General features: G+C 64.3%; 17 protein-coding genes and 1 pseudogene. 10 read left to right on the forward strand and 8 right to left on the reverse strand.

Annotated features, from left to right (window positions below; genetic code table 11):
- The first annotated feature begins 5 nt into the window (after nt 1–5).
- The 8 genes from AKG11_RS18265 (at nt 6) to AKG11_RS18300 (ending at nt 7,189) form a co-directional block, all read left to right on the forward strand.
- On the forward strand, nt 6–872 hold the full coding sequence (locus AKG11_RS18265) for a carbohydrate ABC transporter permease (RefSeq protein WP_050744905.1): 867 nt from the start codon (nt 6–8) through the stop codon (nt 870–872).
- Nucleotides 873–875: 3 nt separating this feature from the next.
- Entirely contained in the window at nt 876–1,973 is a 1,098-nt protein-coding gene (locus tag AKG11_RS18270; protein ID WP_050744906.1) for an ABC transporter ATP-binding protein, read from the forward strand.
- A 1-nt stretch (nt 1,974) separates the two neighbouring features.
- Nucleotides 1,975–3,093: a mandelate racemase/muconate lactonizing enzyme family protein gene (locus AKG11_RS18275; protein WP_050744907.1), complete on the forward strand. Its 1,119-nt coding sequence runs from the start codon at nt 1,975–1,977 to the stop codon at nt 3,091–3,093.
- A 3-nt stretch (nt 3,094–3,096) separates the two neighbouring features.
- Nucleotides 3,097–3,426, forward strand: a complete 330-nt coding sequence (locus tag AKG11_RS18280) for an L-rhamnose mutarotase (protein ID WP_050744908.1) — start codon at nt 3,097–3,099, stop codon at nt 3,424–3,426.
- Nucleotides 3,427–3,599: 173 nt separating this feature from the next.
- Nucleotides 3,600–4,667: a Gfo/Idh/MocA family protein gene (locus AKG11_RS18285; protein WP_050744909.1), complete on the forward strand. Its 1,068-nt coding sequence runs from the start codon at nt 3,600–3,602 to the stop codon at nt 4,665–4,667.
- 13 nt (nt 4,668–4,680) lie between these two features.
- The gene (locus tag AKG11_RS18290; protein WP_050744910.1) at nt 4,681–5,130 is read left to right on the forward strand and encodes a MaoC/PaaZ C-terminal domain-containing protein; all 450 of its coding nucleotides are present in this window, start codon (nt 4,681–4,683) and stop codon (nt 5,128–5,130) included.
- Between the two features lie 19 nt (nt 5,131–5,149).
- Entirely contained in the window at nt 5,150–5,884 is a 735-nt protein-coding gene (locus AKG11_RS18295; RefSeq protein ID WP_050744911.1) for an SDR family oxidoreductase, read from the forward strand.
- Nucleotides 5,885–5,914: 30 nt separating this feature from the next.
- Nucleotides 5,915–7,189 (forward strand): L-fuconate dehydratase, encoded by a 1,275-nt coding sequence (locus AKG11_RS18300; protein ID WP_050744912.1) that lies wholly within the window; start codon nt 5,915–5,917, stop codon nt 7,187–7,189.
- Nucleotides 7,190–7,233: 44 nt separating this feature from the next.
- Here the strand turns inward: AKG11_RS18300 and AKG11_RS18305 are convergent, their stop codons facing one another.
- The 6 genes from AKG11_RS18305 to AKG11_RS18330 all read right to left on the reverse strand — a co-directional run bounded on the left by AKG11_RS18305 (nt 7,234) and on the right by AKG11_RS18330 (nt 12,743).
- Nucleotides 7,234–8,277: a C45 family autoproteolytic acyltransferase/hydolase gene (locus AKG11_RS18305; RefSeq protein ID WP_050744913.1), complete on the reverse strand. Its 1,044-nt coding sequence runs from the start codon at nt 8,275–8,277 to the stop codon at nt 7,234–7,236.
- Nucleotides 8,267–8,995, reverse strand: a complete 729-nt coding sequence (glnQ, locus tag AKG11_RS18310) for a glutamine ABC transporter ATP-binding protein GlnQ (RefSeq protein WP_050744914.1) — start codon at nt 8,993–8,995, stop codon at nt 8,267–8,269. Before glnQ ends, AKG11_RS18305 begins: the two co-directional genes overlap by 11 nt.
- Complete coding sequence (gene glnP / locus AKG11_RS18315; RefSeq protein WP_023515215.1) at nt 8,992–9,648, reverse strand: glutamine ABC transporter permease GlnP; 657 nt, start codon at nt 9,646–9,648, stop codon at nt 8,992–8,994. The genes glnQ and glnP overlap by 4 nt, the downstream gene beginning before the upstream one ends.
- A gap of 114 nt (nt 9,649–9,762) precedes the next feature.
- On the reverse strand, nt 9,763–10,503 hold the full coding sequence (gene glnH / locus AKG11_RS18320; RefSeq protein ID WP_050744915.1) for a glutamine ABC transporter substrate-binding protein GlnH: 741 nt from the start codon (nt 10,501–10,503) through the stop codon (nt 9,763–9,765).
- A 21-nt stretch (nt 10,504–10,524) separates the two neighbouring features.
- Complete coding sequence (locus AKG11_RS18325) at nt 10,525–11,862, reverse strand: aspartate aminotransferase family protein (RefSeq protein ID WP_050744916.1); 1,338 nt, start codon at nt 11,860–11,862, stop codon at nt 10,525–10,527.
- Nucleotides 11,859–12,743, reverse strand: a complete 885-nt coding sequence (locus AKG11_RS18330) for a MurR/RpiR family transcriptional regulator (protein ID WP_050744992.1) — start codon at nt 12,741–12,743, stop codon at nt 11,859–11,861. The genes AKG11_RS18325 and AKG11_RS18330 overlap by 4 nt, the downstream gene beginning before the upstream one ends.
- 91 nt (nt 12,744–12,834) lie before the next feature.
- On the opposite strand from AKG11_RS18330, the gene AKG11_RS18335 reads away from it, so the two are divergent.
- Nucleotides 12,835–13,674: a beta-keto acid cleavage family enzyme gene (locus AKG11_RS18335; RefSeq protein WP_024271639.1), complete on the forward strand. Its 840-nt coding sequence runs from the start codon at nt 12,835–12,837 to the stop codon at nt 13,672–13,674.
- A 249-nt stretch (nt 13,675–13,923) separates the two neighbouring features.
- A pseudogene (locus AKG11_RS18340) lies at nt 13,924–15,339 on the forward strand (NAD(P)-dependent oxidoreductase); the annotation flags it as partial.
- Nucleotides 15,340–15,389: 50 nt separating this feature from the next.
- On the opposite strand, the gene AKG11_RS18345 reads toward AKG11_RS18340, so the two are convergent.
- Complete coding sequence (locus AKG11_RS18345) at nt 15,390–16,526, reverse strand: DmpA family aminopeptidase (protein ID WP_050744917.1); 1,137 nt, start codon at nt 16,524–16,526, stop codon at nt 15,390–15,392.
- 1 nt (nt 16,527) lies between these two features.
- Nucleotides 16,528–17,358: an ABC transporter permease gene (locus AKG11_RS18350; protein ID WP_050744918.1), complete on the reverse strand. Its 831-nt coding sequence runs from the start codon at nt 17,356–17,358 to the stop codon at nt 16,528–16,530.
- Between the last annotated feature and the right edge of the window lie 4 nt (nt 17,359–17,362).

Genomic DNA, 17,362 nt, shown 5'->3' on the forward strand with positions numbered 1-17,362 from the left:
GCAAGATGAACGAGAACGCAAAAGCCCGCCTCAACGGCCTTCTCCTGTCCGCCGCACACAAGATCGGCCTGTTCCTGGCCATGACGGTCATCTGCCTGCCGGGCCTCTGGATCGTGCTCGCCTCCTTCCGCCCGACGGTCGAGATCATGGCGAAGCCGCCTGTCTGGATCCCGCAGGACCTCTCTTTCGACGCCTATGTCGCGATGTTTTCCGGCGTCGGGCAGGGCGGCATTCCGGTCATCGACTATTTCCGCAATTCGCTGATCATCTCCGTTACCTCGACGGCGATCGCGCTCGCCATCGGCATGGCCGGCGGCTACGCCTTCGCGCGCTTCCGCTTCAAGGCGAAATCCTCGATCTTCCTCGGCCTGATGCTGACGCGCACCGTGCCGGGTATCGCGCTCTCGCTGCCGCTGTTCTTCGTCTATTCGAAGCTCGGCATCATCGACACGCATTTCGGGCTGATCATGGCCTATGTGGCGCTCAACGTGCCCTTCACGATCTGGTTGATCGACGGCTTCTTCCGCCAGGTGCCGAAAGATCTGGCCGAGGCCGCGCAGATCGACGGCTGCACGCGCTGGCAGGCTTTTTGGCAGGTGGAGTTCCCGCTCGCCGGCCCCGGCATCGCATCGGCCGGCATTTTTGCCTTCCTCACCTCCTGGAACGAGTTCGCACTCGCCTCGCAGCTCACCCGTTCCGTCAATTCCAAGACACTGCCCGTCGGTCTGCTCGATTACACGGCGGAGTTCACCATCGACTGGCGCGGCATGTGTGCGTTGGCGGTGATCATGATCATCCCCGCCCTCGTGCTGACCTTCATCGTGCAGAAGCATCTCGTGTCCGGCCTCACCTCCGGCGCAGTCAAAGGATAGTCCATGGCAACCGTTTCCCTCGAAAAGCTGGTCAAACGCTATGGCGCGGTTGAAGTGGTGCACGGCATCGATTTGGAGGTTGCCGACCGCGAGTTCATTGCCCTCGTCGGCCCGTCCGGCTGCGGTAAATCGACGACGCTGCGCATGATCGCAGGGCTGGAGCCGATCTCCGGCGGCAATCTCAGGATCGGCGGCAAGATCGTCAACGACCTGCCGCCGCGTTCGCGTAACCTCGCCATGGTCTTCCAGTCCTACGCGCTCTATCCGCACATGACGGTACGCGAAAACATGGGTTTTTCGCTGAAGATCGCCGGCCAGAAACCGGAGGACATCGCCCCGCAGGTGGAAGAGGCGGCGAAGACGCTCGACCTGACGCATCTTCTCGACCGCCGCCCCTCGCAGCTTTCGGGCGGCCAGCGTCAGCGCGTCGCCATGGGCCGCGCCATCGTGCGCCAGCCGGAAGTGTTTCTGTTCGATGAGCCGCTGTCGAACCTTGACGCGAAACTGCGCACGCAGATGCGCGTCGAGATCAAGAAGCTGCATGCGAAAGTCCAGTCGACGGTAATCTACGTCACGCACGACCAGGTGGAGGCGATGACGCTCGCCGACCGCATCGTCATCATGCGCGACGGCCATATCGAGCAGGTCGGCACCCCCGAGGATGTCTTCCAGCGCCCGCAATCGAAATTCGTCGCCGGCTTCATCGGCTCGCCGCCGATGAATTTGAAGGACGCCGAGGTGACGGACGGCCAGCTCGTCTTCGAAAACGGCGACCGCCTGCCGCTGCCCGTCCGTTTCAGGGAGCGCGTGACGGCCGGCCAGAAAGTCACCTTCGGCCTGCGCCCGGACGATCTCTATCCCGCCGGCCACGGCATCCATTCCGGCGAGGATGCCGACGTGCACCGGCACGAGCTTCGCGTCATCCTCACCGAACCGCTCGGCAACGAGACGCTGGTGTTTTCCGCGTTCGGCGGCGCCGAATGGGTCGGCCGCATGCTGAACCCGCGGCGGCTCGCGCCCGGTGAGACGCTGCCGTTTTGTTTCGACCTGTCGCAGGCCCATCTCTTCGACCGCGACAGCGGCCGCACGCTCAGGGGCTGACATGGCCAGGATCGAACGCATCGAACTGAAAATGGTCGACCTTCGCCCGAAGGTCGAGCGCACCGACGCCATCCAGAGTTTCGTCAGCCAGGAAACGCCGCTCGTCACCATCACCGATGCCGACGGTGCGGTCGGCACCGGTTACAGCTACACGATCGGCACCGGCGGCTCCTCCGTCATGCGGCTTCTTGCCGATCATCTCGCGCCGCGCATCCTCGGCCGCGATGCCGATCGGATCGAGGCGATCTGGCACGAACTGGAATTCGCCACCCACGCCACGACCATCGGCGCCATAACCTCGATCGCGCTCGCTGCCGTCGACACCGCGCTGTGGGATCTTCGCGCACGAAAACAGAACCTGCCGCTCTGGAAGCTCGCCGGCGGGGCCAAGGACCGCTGCCCGCTTTACACGACCGAGGGCGGCTGGCTGCATATCCCGGTGGAGGCGCTCGTCGAGGATGCGCTGGACGCCAAGGCGAAGGGTTTTACCGGCTCGAAGGTGAAGATCGGCAAGTCGCACGGTTCCGAGGATTTTGCCCGCCTTGCGGCGGTGAGGAAAGCGGTCGGCGACGGGTACGAGATCATGACCGACGCCAACCAGGGTTTTACCGTTGACGAGGCGATCCGCCGTGCCGAGCGCCTGCGCGACCTCGATCTGGGCTGGATCGAGGAGCCGCTGCCGGCCGACGACATCGACGGCCATGTCCGCCTCAACCGCGCGACGGCGACGCCGATCGCCATCGGCGAATCTCTCTATTCCATCCGCCATTTCCGCGAATACATGCAGAAGGGCGCCTGCTCGATCGTGCAGGTCGATGCCGGCCGCATCGGCGGCATCACGCCCTGGCTGAAGGTGACGCATGCGGCGGAAGCCTTCGACATGCCGGTCTGCCCGCACTTCCTGATGGAGCTGCATGTCAGCCTCACCTGCGCGGTGCAGAACGGCAAATATGTTGAATACATCCCGCAGCTCGACGACATTACCGCCTCGCGCCTTAGGATCGAGAACGGCATGGCGCTTGCGCCCATGACGCCGGGTCTTGGCATCGACTGGGACTGGGATGCGATCCGCAGCCGGTCGATTGCTGAATTCCAGCACGAGATCTGCAAGGGAGCCTGAGACATGCAGCGCATCGGCATGGTGATCGGCGTGAAGCCGGAGACGGTCGAAGAATACAAACGCCTGCACGCGGCCGTCTGGCCGGAGGTGCTGGCGATGATTTCCGCCTGTAACATCCAAAACTATTCGATCTTCCTGAAGGAGCCCGAGAATCTTCTCTTCTCCTTCTTCGAATATCACGGCACGGATTTTTCTGCCGACATGGCAAAGATGGCGGCGGACCCGAAGACGCAGGAATGGTGGGCCGTCTGCATGCCCTGCCAGGCGCCGCTTGAGACGCGGAAAGAAGGGGAGTGGTGGGCTGGCATGGAGGAGGTGTTCTTTCATGCTTGAGCGCAAGGACTTGCCCCTCACACTAACCCTCTCCCCGCAAGCGGGGAGAGGGGACGTGCCCCGCATGACGGAAACGTATGCGGAAAACGGTGCGGCATATCCTTCTCCCCGCTTGCGGGGAGAAGGTAGCGGTAGCCGGATGAGGGGCGGACATGCGCGACAGGGGATGAACCGTGACTTTTGATCCCCGCACGCTCGCCCAATCCTGGCCGCTACCCTCGAACCCACGCCCCATCGTCACCTTCGGCGCCGGCTCGATCGTCGGCGACGCGCACTACCCCGCCTATCGCAAGGGCAGCCTTCCGATCGCCGGCCTCTACGATCCCGATCACGATAAGGCGAAGGTGCTGGCGGAGAAATGGAGTGTCACGGCCTATCGCACCGTTGAGGAAGCAGCCTCTGTCGAGAACGTGGTCTTCGACCTCGCCACCCCGCCGGCCGCGCATGCGAAGGTGCTGGCGGCCCTCCCGGACGGCGCGGCGGCGTTGATTCAGAAGCCGATGGGCGCCGATCTTGCGGCGGCGACCGAAATTCTAAAAATCTGCCGCGATAAGCAGCTCAAGGCTGCCGTCAATTTCCAGCTTCGCTTCGCGCCTATGATACTGGCGCTGAAGGATGCCATCGCCAAGGGTCTGCTCGGCGAGGTCGTGGACTTCGACGTCTATCTGGCGCTCGATACACCCTGGCAGCTCTGGTCCTTTCTCGAAGGCCTGCCGCGCATCGAGATCGCCATGCACTCGATCCACTATCTCGACGTCATCCGCCAGGTGCTGGGCGATCCGCAGGGTGTGCACGCCAAGTCGATCGGCCATCCGAGCCACCGGATGGCGCAGACCCGCACAACGGCGATCCTCGACTATGGCGACCGGGTCCGTTGCGCCCTGTCGATCAACCACGACCACAGGTTCGGCCGCCGGCATCAGGCTTGCGAGTTCCGCATCTCCGGTGCGGACGGCGCGGCCTATCTCCAGCTTGGCGTCAATCTCGACTATCCGCGCGGCGAGCCGGACATTCTGGAAATCTATCCGAAGGGCGGCGATGGCTGGGTGCCCGTGCCGCTGGAAGGGACGTGGTTTCCGGACGCCTTCGTCGGCCGCATGGCGAACCTCCAGCGCTTCGTTTCCGGCGAGGATGCGGAGCTGGTCTCCTCGGTTGAGGATGCGTGGATGACCATGGCGCTCGTCGAGGCGGCCTATGCCTCCAGCGCTGCACCCGCGACACCGCTCGCCGTACGGCCCTAGACAGGAACGGGACATGGAACAGGTCAAGTATTTCGAGGACTATGCCATCGGCGAGGGGCGCAAGACGAGCGGGCGCACCATCACCGAGACCGATTTCGTCGTGCATGCCGGCCATACGGGCGACTTCTTCCCGCATCACATGGATGCCGAATTCATGAAGACGCAGCCCTTCGGCCAGCGCATCGCCCATGGCACGATGGTCTTCTCGATCGGCGTCGGGCTGACGGCGAGCATCACCAATCCCGTTGCATTTTCCTACGGTTATGATCGCATGCGCTTTATCAAGCCTGTCTTCATCGGGGATACGATCCACACCCGCGTGACGATCTCGGGCAAGGAGGATGATCCGAAGCGTGCGGGTTTCGGCCGTGTGATCGAGCGCACGGAGGTCGTCAACCAGAAGGGTGAGGTCGTTCTCGCCGCAGACCATATCTATGTCGTCGAGCGCCGGCCGAGCGCCTGACACACCAAAAGGAGCCATCATGAGCCTTTCCATCAAAGACAAACGTGTCCTCATCACCGCAGCCGGCCAGGGTATCGGCCAGGCGAGCGCCATCGCCTTCGCCCGTGCAGGTGCAAAGGTCGTCGCGACCGATATCAATGCCGAAGCGTTGAAAAGCCTTGCCGGTGAAGCCGGTATCGAGACCCAGGTGCTCGATGTGCTGAGTGAGGAGGCGGTGAACCGGGTGGTGTCAGTGACCGGCCCGTTCGACGTGCTCTTCAACTGCGCCGGCTTCGTGCATGCCGGCTCGATCCTCGACATGCCGGACAAGGACCTCGACTTCGCCTTCGATCTCAACGTGCGCGCCATGGTGCGCACCATCCGCGCCGTGTTGCCGGCGATGCTGGAGAAGAAGGACGGCGCGATCATCAACATGGCGTCGGTCGCCTCCAGCGTGAAGGGCGTGCCGAACCGCGCCGCCTACACCATCACCAAGGCGGCGGTCGTCGGGCTCACCAAGTCGGTTGCGGCCGACTACGTGGCGCAGGGCATCCGCTGCAACTGCATCTGCCCCGGCACGGTCGAAAGCCCCTCGCTGCAGGATCGTTTGCGCGCGCAGGGCGACTACGAGGCGGCACGCGCGGCCTTCATAGCCCGCCAGCCGATCGGTCGTATCGGCACGCCGGAGGAGATCGCCGATCTTGCCGTCTACCTCGCCGGCGCCACCTATACGACCGGACAGGCCTACGCCATCGACGGCGGCTGGACCATCTGAGACACGTCTATCATCGCAAGGGCCGCACCCATGACCAAGATCACCAGCCTTCGCTCCATCGACCTGCGCTTCCCCACCTCGCAGAGCCTCGACGGCTCGGACGCGATGAACCCTGACCCGGATTACTCCGCCGCCTATGTGGTGCTCGGCACGGATACGCCCGGCCTCGAAGGCCACGGCCTCACCTTTACCATCGGCCGCGGCAACGACATCTGCTGCATGGCGATCGAGGCGATGAAACATCTGGTGATCGGTCTCGATCTCGCCTGGGTGCGCGAAAATCCCGGCCGTTTCTGGCGCCATGTGACCAGCGACAGCCAGCTCCGCTGGATCGGCCCGGACAAGGGCGCGATGCATCTGGCAACCGGCGCTGTGGTGAACGCCGTGTGGGACCTCCTGGCCAAACAGGCGGGCAAGCCCGTCTGGCGGCTTGTCGCCGAGATGAGCCCGGAGGAGATCCTCTCCATCGTCGACTTCCGCTATCTGACGGATGCGCTGACGCCGGAGGAGGCGCTTGCCATCCTGAAGAGGGCAGAAGCGGGCAAGGCCGACCGCATCGCGACGCTGGAGAGCGAGGGTTACCCCTGCTACACCACCTCGGCCGGCTGGCTCGGCTATGACGACGAAAAGCTGCGCCGCCTCTGCCAGGAGGCCGTCGATCAGGGGTTCACCCATATCAAGATGAAGGTCGGCCGCGATCTGGAGGACGACAAGCGGCGCCTGCGCATCGCCCGGGAGGTGATCGGCGACGAGCGCACCATGATGATCGACGCCAACCAGATCTGGGAGGTGGGGCAGGCGATCGACTGGGTGTCGGAGCTGAAGCCGTACAAACCCTTCTTCATCGAGGAGCCGACGAGCCCGGACGATGTTGCCGGCCACAAGGCGATCCGTGAGGCCGTTCATCCGGTCAAGGTGGCGACGGGCGAAATGTGCCAGAACCGCATCATCTTCAAACAGATGATCGCCGGCGGCGCGATCGACATCGTGCAGATCGACAGCTGCCGCATGGGCGGGCTTAACGAGGTGCTCGCGGTTCTGCTGATGGCGGCAAAATATGGTCTGCCGGTCTGGCCGCATGCCGGTGGCGTCGGCCTCTGCGAATATGTCCAGCATCTCTCGATGATCGACTATATCGCCGTTTCAGGCACCAAGGATGGTCGCGTGATCGAATATGTCGACCATCTGCACGAGCATTTCATCGATCCCTGCCATATCGAGAATGCTGCCTACATGCCGCCCACGCTGCCGGGCTTTTCGATCGAGATGAAGCCGGAATCGATTGCCGCTTACACGTTCGGCTGACGCGGCCGGGGCGGCCGTCTCCGCCGCCCCGTTCATGATGGAGATCAGGAAACAGGCTTCAGGTCTCCGTCCATCACAAAACGCGGCGTATCTTCCGGGCGATCATAGACCTGCCAGCGGATGCTGTTCGTGCCGACGTGGAACACTGCGGTTGCCAGCGTGTTCTCGTGGTCCGGGTCGTCCGGCTGTGCGCGATAGATGGGCAGCGGCGATACGGCCTTGTCCCACAGGATGGTACGCGGATCCCGCAGGGTTTCGCCACCTTCGGCGACAAGACGGTCTCCGCGCTGCTGCCGCGCCCCGGACGAGCCGGTGATCACCTGCCGCTCGCCAGCCATACGGGCATGAACCAGATGATTGGAATGGCATTGCGGGCGGTCAAGCGTGATGGCGGAGCATTGCCCATGGGTGAATTCCACGCTGACGAGCCGCGGATCGCCCCTTTGCCCGAGCGTCATGTGAAAGGCACCGGCCCGTTCCGAGGTCTTCAGCAGATGGATGGCCGCATCTATCGACGGGCAGTCCAGCAGGGCGCGCCCGAGCACCATGCGCGGGAGGCCCGTGCCGACACCGCGCGAGCGGATGTTGTTGACGGTCTGAACGAGGCCCGCCGCCGTCACCGCAAAGGTGTGGCCGGGGATCGAGGCCGGATAGACGAAACTGGTGAAGGCCGTGCCGCCCTCGGGGCGGATATGGGCGAGCGCGCAATACCCGCGAAAGCCGGGATCGCCGTCCTCGTTATGGGCGAGCAGCGGTTCGGCGCCGGGTATCTGCACGGTCGTGCAGCCATCTGGCGCGAAGGCCCAGAGGTCGCCGCGGCAATTCCACAGGAAGACGTCGTCGAAGGGAAGATCGAGGCCGAGGGCGAGGCCCTGGAGTTCCGCCCAACAGGTCGGGAAGCGGGCCTCCACCATCCGGCGCATCGCGGCAACGCGCGGATCCGCGCGAAAGGCGAGGACCGAAGCCCAGGCATGGCCGTGCACCAGATGCCGATGGACGATGTCTCGACCGAAACGACCGAGCTGGAGGCCGATCTCCCGCGGCCTGCCGGCAATCTCGATGAAACCCAGCCTGGTGTCAGTGGACATGCTGCAAAAACTCCCGCAGGCGTGGATTTTCAGGATTGGCGAGCAGGTCGGCCGGCTTGCCGTCGACGGAAATCTTGCCGTCCTCCATGAAGATCAGCCGCGTGCCGACCTGCCGGGCGAAGGCCATTTCGTGCGTGACGACGATCATCGTCATGCCCTCCTCGGCCAGCGCTTGCATGACGCGCAGCACCTCGTGGCGCAGTTCCGGGTCGAGGGCGGAGGTCGGTTCGTCGAACAGCATCAGCTTCGGCTTGACGGCCAGCGCCCGGGCAATCGCCACGCGCTGCTGCTGTCCGCCCGAAAGCTCGGCCGGGTAGTGGTGGCCGCGCTCGGCGAGACCGACTTTGGCGAGCAGCGCCCGCGCCTGTTCCTCGGCCTCGGCGCGGCTGGCGCCGCGCACGCGGCGGGGGCCGAAGGCGACGTTCTCCAGCGCCGTCATCTGCGGGAAGAGGTTGAACTGCTGGAAGACCATGCCGGCCTCCTGGCGAATGAGGCGCACCTGCGAGCGGCCGGCCTTGACGCTGATGTTGTCGACGGCGAGATCGCCGCCATTGATTTCCTCCAGCGCGTTGATGCAGCGCAGCAGCGTCGACTTTCCCGAGCCGGACGGGCCGATCAGCACGACCACCTCGCCCTTGTCGATGTTGAGGTCGACCTCGCGCAGCACCGCGACGGGGCCGAAGGTCTTCGTGACGTTTCGAAATTCCACGATGCTCACAGGATCCGCATCCTCTTTTCGGTGACGCGCAGGATCAGCGTCAGGGTTCCGGTCATCAGCAGGTAGAGGATCGCCACCGCGCTCCAGATTTCGACCGCGCGAAAATTGGCAGCCATGATCTCCTGGCCCTGACGGGTGAGTTCGCCGACACCGATGACGATGAACAGCGAGGTGTCCTTGAGGCTGACGATGAACTGGTTACCGAGCGGCGGGATCATGCGCCGGAAGGCGACGGGGCCGATGATGTAGACCAGCACCTTCCACAACGGCAGGCCGAGCGCTAGACCGGCCTCCTTCAGGCCCCTGTGCACGGACAGGAAGGAGCCGCGCACGATCTCCGCGATATAGGCGCCCGCATTGACGACGATCGCCGTGACGGCGGCAGTCATCGGGTTGACGCGGATATCGGCGAGAACCGGCAGCGCGAAATAGATGAACATCACCTGCACGACGATCGGCGTGCCGCGGATGAGCTCGATGTAAGTAAAGGCGATGGCGTTCAGCAATGCGTTGCCATAGGCGCGCATCAGACCAGCGACGAAGCCGACGACAAGGCCGCCCACAAGGCCGGCGAGGGTGATGAGGATGGTGAGGCGTGCGCCGCTCAACAGGGCGGGCATGGCCTCGCCGATGACGGACCAGTCGAATTCCATGAAGGGCTCCCCAGCGTGAGGAGGGTGCGCCGGCATGCCGACGCGCCCGGCGAGAGCAGGTTCAGCAAGTGGGCGGGGCGGTTTGCCCGCCGAAACTTGCCGAACGCCGAGACATCAGAGTTTCGGTTCGGTGCCGAACCACTTCTTGTAGATCTCGGTGTAGCGTCCGTCCTTCTTCATGTTGGCGAGCGCGGCGTTCACCTTGACGACGAGCTCACTGCCCTTCGGAAAGCCGATGCCGTATTGGTGGGCCATCATCTGCTCGCCGACGGCCTTCACCTTGCCGCCGCCGGCGGTCTTGACGTAGTAGAGCACGTTCGGCGTGTCGTGCATGGCGGCATCGACGCGGCCGGTCTGGAGTTCCAGATAGGCGTTGTCGATGTTCGGGAACTGGCGCAGCTCCGTTTCCTTGAAGTGCTCCTTGGCATAGTCCGTTGCCGACGTGCCGGTCTTGGTGGCAAGGATCTTGCCCTTCAGGTCCTCGGCGCTCTGGACCGTGCTGTCCGCCGGCACCATCAACAGGAAGCCGCTGTCGTAGTAGCCGTCGGAAAAATCGATCGCCTTCTTGCGCTCGTCCTTGATGGTGATGCCGGCAAGCGCCACGTCCACCTGCTTGGTCTGGAGAGCGGGAATGATGCCGTTGAAGTCCATCGGCTGCAGCGTGTAGGTAACGCCGATCTCCTTGGCGATGGCATCCCACATGTCGATGTCGAAGCCGACATATTTGTCGCCTTCCTTGAACTCGAAGGGCAGGAAGGCGGTGTCGGTGGCGACCACCAGGTCTTCGGCATGCACGCCCTGGCCAAAGGCAAGGGCCGATGCGAAGGCGGCAAAGAGAATGGTACGCAGTTTCATGGTTGTTCCCCTTTTGCTTGGTTATGCGTTTGGAAATGCGCCGATAGCGGCGTCGATTGCGTCGCCCAGCCTTTCGACGATGCGCGCGATGTCCGCGCGCTCGACGATGAAGGGCGGGGCGATCAGGACATGGTCGCCCTGCCGGCCGTCGATCGTGCCGCCCATCGGGTAGACCATCAGGCCGCGCGCCATGGCTTCCTTCTTGATCAGGCCGTTGAGCTTCAATTTCGGGTCGAAGGGTCGCTTGTTGACGCGATCCGCCACCAGTTCCACCCCGCGGAAAAGACCGCGCCCGCGGATGTCGCCGACATGGTGGTGGTTGCCGAGGCGCTCGACGAGCTGGCTTTCCAGTTCGGCGCCCATCGCGACGACATTGGCAAGGAGATTTTCACGCCGGATGACCTGCTGGACGGCAAGCCCGGCGGCAGCGGCCATCGGATGGCCCATATAGGTATGGCCGTGCTGGAAGAAGCCAGAGCCGCTGGCGAAGGCCTCGAAGATCTTTTCCGAAAGCAGGACGGCGCCGACCGGCTGGTAGCCGCCGCCAAGCCCCTTGGCGATGGTCATCAGGTCGGGCGCGACACCATCCTGCTCGCAGGCGTGCAACGTGCCGGTGCGCCCCATGCCGCACATCACCTCGTCGAGGATCAGCAGCACGCCGTAACGGTCGCAGATGGTGCGGATGCGCTTCAGATAGTCGGCGACGGGCGGGACCGCGCCGGCCGTGGCGCCGACGACCGTTTCGGCGACGAAGGCGATGACTTCGTCTGCGCCCAGTTCCAGGATCTTGTCCTCAAGCTGCCGGGCGGCGCGGGCCGCATAGGCCTCGTCGCTCTCGCCCGTTTCCTGCAGGCGGTAGGCGTAACACGGGTCGATATGGTGGGTTTCGACGAGCAGCGGCTTGAACTGCGCCCGCCGCCACTCGTTGCCGCCCGCCGCGAGCGCCCCGAGCGTGTTGCCGTGATAGCTCTGCCGGCGTGCAATGATGTGACGGCGCTGCGGTTCGCCCTTCTCAACGAAGTACTGCCGCGCCATCTTCAGTGCCGCCTCGACCGCTTCCGAGCCACCGCTGACGAGATAGGCGTGGCTCAAGCCTGCCGGCGCATCAGCGATCAGCAACTCCGCCAGCGCCTCGGCGGCCTCGGAGGTGAAGAAGCCCGTATGGGCATAGGCGAGCCGGTCAAGCTGTTCGTGCAGCGCGGAAAGGACAGCGGGATGGGCGTGGCCGAGGCAGGAGACGGCGGCGCCGCCCGAGGCGTCGATATAGGCCTTGCCCTCGGCGTCGAACAGTTCGATGCCCCTGCCGCCCACGGCGACCGGCATGCGGGAATGGATGGTGCGATGCAGGAGGCGGGTCACGGACGCTTCACCCTTGTCTTGAGATGGATGTTGAGGGCCGCCGACTGCCGGTCGACGGCAGCAAGCGCGGATCCTGCCGCATCCCCGGCCTGGCCGGCGACCAACGCGCCGAGCACTTCGGCGACGACGAAGGCAGGCGACATCGTGTGCAGGAACGAGGGGCTTTCGGTCGGCACCACCAGCGTGCAGGCGGCTAGCTGGGCGAGAGGGGCGACGAGGCTGTCGGTGATGGCGATCAGCGGCACGCTCGCCTCGCCGGCGTAGTCGGCGATTTCGATCGTCTGGCGCGTATAGGGCAGAACGCTGACAGCGACCATCACGTCCTCGGCGCTCGCGCTGCCGAGCGCATCGGCGCCGATGCCGCCGACGGCATCCAGCATGATCGAATGTTTTCCCGCGAGCGACAGGATGTAGTGCAGATGCCAGGCCGGCGAATGACTTGAGCGCAGGCCAAGGCAGTAGATGCGTCGCGCTGTGCCGAGCAGGCGGGCGGCCTCCACCAGCATTTCCAGCGATTGCGGCTGCGAGAGCTGGCTGACTTGCGCGGCGATGCCGCCCAGCATGTCGGCCGCCAATACCTGGTCACCCTTGAGCTTCTGGTTTTTCGCCTGTGCGCCGACGCGGCCGGCAAAGCCCGTGACGTCGCCGCGCATGGCATCCGCATGGCGCTGGCGGATATCCTCATAGCCGGCGAGGCCGAGATGTTTGGCAAGCCGCGTCATGGTGGCGGGTTGCACGCCCGCCTGCCTTGCCTGTTCGCGCATGGAGAGCAACGCAACCTCGTGCGGCTGGTTCAGCACATATTGCGCGGCGGCCTGAAGTTGCTCCGACATCGTGTCGAAGGCCTGGACGATCTGATCTGCGAGAGGGCTGGTTTGCATGGCGATCGAATACACCTTTCCAAATCTCTTTGCAACATGTGTTTCATTAATGTAGAATAATGATCCATATGAATCATAGCATGGATGCACGATGACAGATTCTTCCGTACTGCGCCGCGTGGCCATCGCCGTAGCCCCGAACGGCGGCCGCCGCACCAGAGTGGACCATCCTGCTATTCCGCTGACGCCTGCCGAACTGGCGGATACCGCCGCACGCTGCCTGGAGGCGGGTGCCGCGATGATCCACGCCCATGTGCGCCGGCCAGATGGCCGCCATCTCCTTGACGCCGATGCCTACGGGGCGGCGATTGCGGCCGTCCGCGCGGCGGTGGGCGATCGCCTGGTCATCCAGATCACCACGGAAGCGCTCGATCTCTATACGCCAGCGGAGCAGATCGCCGTTCTGAAGGCGGTGAAGCCGGAAGCGGCCTCGCTGGCGTTGCGGGAACTCGTGCCGGATGCGGCTGCCGAACCCGCCTTCGCCGACGTGCTCCTCTGGATGAAACGGGAAAACGTCCTGCCGCAGATCATCCTCTACGAGCCGACGGAGGCGGTGCGCCTCGCCGAAATGATCCGGCGCGGCCTCGTGCCCTGGCCGGATATTCCCGTGCTCTACGTGCTCGGGCGCTACACCGTCTCCCAGACCTCGCAGCCTGCGGACCTGCTGCCTTTCGTGGCACCGGAGACGCCGCGTTTTTCCAACTGGAGCGTCTGCGCCTTCGGTCGCCATGAAGCGGCCTGCGTCACCGCCGCCGCCTTGCTCGGCGGCCATGCCCGCGTCGGCTTCGAGAACAATCTCTTCAGGCCCGACGGCAGCCGCGCGATGTCCAATGCCGATCTTGTTGGCGCGGTCACGCTGGCCCTCGGCCATCTCGGTTGCACACCGTGCACTGCTGACGAAGTGCGCAAGGGTCTCGGCACTCCAGCCTGATGTATTTTGTCAGCATTGATGCTCAAGCCTTTGCGATATCGTCAAAAATATCTTCATAAAAATTGTAGAGGCCGCGATATCTTTGCCGGGCAGTTGAACTCGGCGGTATCCTCTTCGCCCTTGCGCTCTTTGCGGCGCTTGTCCCGGTATGCCGGGCAGCTTGCGAGGGTCGGGAAACTCGCATACGGAAGGAAGGGGACACGTAGGAGGGGTATCATGCAGGATCGAAACACGGCTTTGCAGGAGAGTGTGCGGCTCGACGATCCCGAACGTGCCTACCGTGTCCTGATTGCCGATCTGGTCGGCCTGCGCTTCGATGCCGAAGGGCGCCCCGATTTCAGCGAGGTCGCAGCCTATATCGAGGAAAGAGGCGGTACGTTCCATGACGCGGCCTTCGCCGGCGAGGCCCTACCGCCCGGCATCCACTTCTTCTACCAGCCGGATATCAGCACCGAGGCAGAGATCCTGGCGCAGACCTCACGCGGGCAGTACGATGCGCTCATCGCCGCGGCGACCTTCATTCCGCGGCTGGCGGTCTTTCCCCTCGGCGGGGTGCGCATTGGCGCGGGGACCGGCAATATGGGCTCGCTCTCCTGGGGCGGCGGCAACGGCGAGGGTGGCATCGCGCCGCTGATGAACACGCCGGGCATCAACAGCCGGGCGACGGCGCAGATGGTGATGAAGGCGTTGTTGAAGGTGTCGCCGGATCTGCCGGTCGGCCTCATGCATGAACGCGTTGCGAACGGCGATTTCGACACCGGCCGCGACCTCAAATCCTATCCGACCGCCAAGCTGGAGGGGTGCCGCATGGCGGTCATCGGCTATGGCAACATCGGCCGCGAAGTCGCCAAACTCGCCCGCGCCTTCGGCATGGAGGTGGCCGTTCATGCGCGCGCAAAACATCGCCAGTGGATCGAGGCGGAGGGGTTCGAGTATGCATCCTCTCCGACGGATGCGGCGGCGGGGGCTGATGCACTCAGTGTCCATGTCGGCCTCGGACGGCTCGATCCCGTGACACGCGCCTATGCCAATGCCGGCATCATCAACGACGCCGTGCTCTCGGCGATGAGCCGCGGCGCCGTCGTCGTCAACTATGATCGTGGCGAGGTGGTGGATGCCGGGGCGCTCGACCGGGCGCTCGCCTCCGGCCAGGTGCGCCACGCTGCCATCGATGCCGATCTCTTCAAGGATGCGGCAAGCAGCGCACTCAGCGGGCCGATGCTGCCCTATCTGACGCTCGCTGCCCGCCATCCCGGAAAGCTCGAGCTTCTGCCGCATGCGGCAGCCGACACGGACCATCCCTCGCGTGTTGCCGGGGCCTGCCAGGCGGTCGACCAGATCATCGACGTCATCCGCTATCGCCGCATCCGCAACCTCAAGGGCGACCTGCCGGAAGGCTATGTCGACGCGGGGGCGAAGGTGCCGCACGGCATCGGCCGCGTGTCGACCGCGACGCTTGCTGCCGCCGTCGCCGATCGGCGGTTCTCCGAACTTCACGGTGTCTCGCGTGAAATCTTCGATACGCTGGAGGCGATCGTCGAGGCGGTGGACGAGGGCATGACGCACCAGCCGGCGGCCGGCGACGTCGTTGCGCTCACCCATCTGCTTTTGCGCCAGCGGCGGCTTCTCGAAGCCCTCGGGCTGGACGGCCCGGCAGAAGCCTGAAACCGTACTTTGAGCTGCCTCCTGCTGCGGGCGCCCGATGCTATCGACAATCAGGCGCTGGTCTGCGTTTCTCCGAACCGGCCATAGCGCTGCATGACGGCCACCAGCTCGTCGTGCCTGATGGCATCGATGCGAAACCGGTCATGTGGCGTGCCGCCGCTGTCCTTGGCCGCCAGCATGGCGTTGACCACGGCCTCCTCCACGCTTTGCACCGCCGCCTGGTAGATCGGATCGAGATATTCGTCGTTGACCATGCCGAGGCCGAGCATGAGCGGCGCGCGATGCGCCATCGGCTGCGGATTGGCGGTGGAGAAGGCGAGGAAGATATCGCCGGAATTGTTGCCGCCGGGCGTGCCGTTGCGGCCGATGCCGATGGCGGCGCGGCGGGCAAGGCGTTTGAGCTGGTGCGGGGCCAGCGGCAGGTCGGTAGCGATGACGACGATGATCGAGCCGCGCTCCTGGAGCTGGCTTTGCGGCGTGTTGTCTTGGAGATGTTTTCCGACTGGCACGCCGCAGACCGTCAGCCAGTCGCGCTGGCCGTGGTTCGCCTGTACCAGCGTGCCGATGGTGTAATCCCTGTCTCCGAAGGAGACGATACGCGACGCCGTGCCGGTGCCGCCCTTGAAACCGTAGGCGATCATGCCCGTGCCGCCGCCGCAATTTCCTTCCGCGACGGGGCCGAAGGAGAGATTGTCCAGCGCCGCGCGGGCATCGGCTTCCGCCACCGGCATCGCATTGATGTCGCTCAGCACACCGTCATAGGTCTCGGCGACGACGGGCATCAGCCAGAGGAAATCGCCGATCTCGTAGGTCGAGGCGTAGCGCTCCAGCATCCAGCGGATTGTCGCATGATGGGTGATGCCGACGGCGTGGGTGTTGGTGATCATCACCGGACCCAGAAACGTGCCGCCGTCCTCGATCCAATGGGTGCCGGTCATCTCGCCATTGCCGTTGAAGCGGTGAATGCCGGCATAGACCGGGACGGGCGTTTCGCTCTCGGCATGCGGCAGGATGGCGGTAACGCCGGTGCGTACCGGCAGTTTGCGGCCGGGTCGCGGGGTCTCTTCGACAATGGTCTGGAAGCCGACGGCGATGCCTTCGACGTCGGTGATGGCGTTGAAGGGCCCGGTGCGGCCGGTGAAGGGCAGGCCAAGGGCGCGGGCGCGGGGTTTTACGGTCTGGGTCATGTCATTTCTGCCGGGAACGAAGGTAGAGGCCGAGCGAGGCGACGACGAAGGAGAAGGTCAGCATCATCACGGCGATGGCGTTGATCTCCGGCTTGATGCCGCGCCGGAGCATGGCGAAGATGAACATCGGCAGGGTCGTCACATCGACGCCAGCGATGAAATAGGTGATGACGAGGTCATCCATCGAGATGATGAAGGCAAGCAGCGCGCCGCCGACGATGCCGGGCAGGAGCTGCGGGAACACCACCTTGCGGAAGGTCGTCCATTCGTTGGCGCCGAGATCGGCCGAGGCGTTTTCCAGCGTGCGATCCATGCCGGCGAGCCGGGCGGAGACGACGATGAAGACATAGGAGATCAGGAAGGTGCACTGGCCGATGATGATCGTCTTCATGCCGAGATTGACGCCGGCATTGACGAAGAAGATCAGGAGCGCGATGCCGAGCACGATATCCGGCATCAGCATCGGCATGAACATGACGGTGCGGTAGAAGCGCCGGCCGAAGAAATCGAAACGGTAGAGCGCGATCGCGATCGCTGTGCCGAGCACGGTGGCGATGGTCGTCGTCGAAGCGGCAATCATCAGGCTGTTCCAGACGGCCTGCACCAGCTGGTCAGTCGATTCGATGTAGAGCGCGTCTTCGGAGATCGTCGTCTTGAAGCCGAGGACCTGGGCGTACCATTCGGTGGTGAAGCCGGTCCAGGTCATCATGTTGATCGGGTTGGCGTTGAACGAATAGACGGCGATCAGCACCAGCGGGATATAGATGAAGGCGAAGAACAGCGCGGTGTAGGCGATCAGGCTGCCGCGGGCGAGGGAGGCGAAAATCTTCATCGAA

It is taken from the genome of Shinella sp. SUS2 (assembly GCF_001262505.1).
Lineage (GTDB): Bacteria > Pseudomonadota > Alphaproteobacteria > Rhizobiales > Rhizobiaceae > Shinella.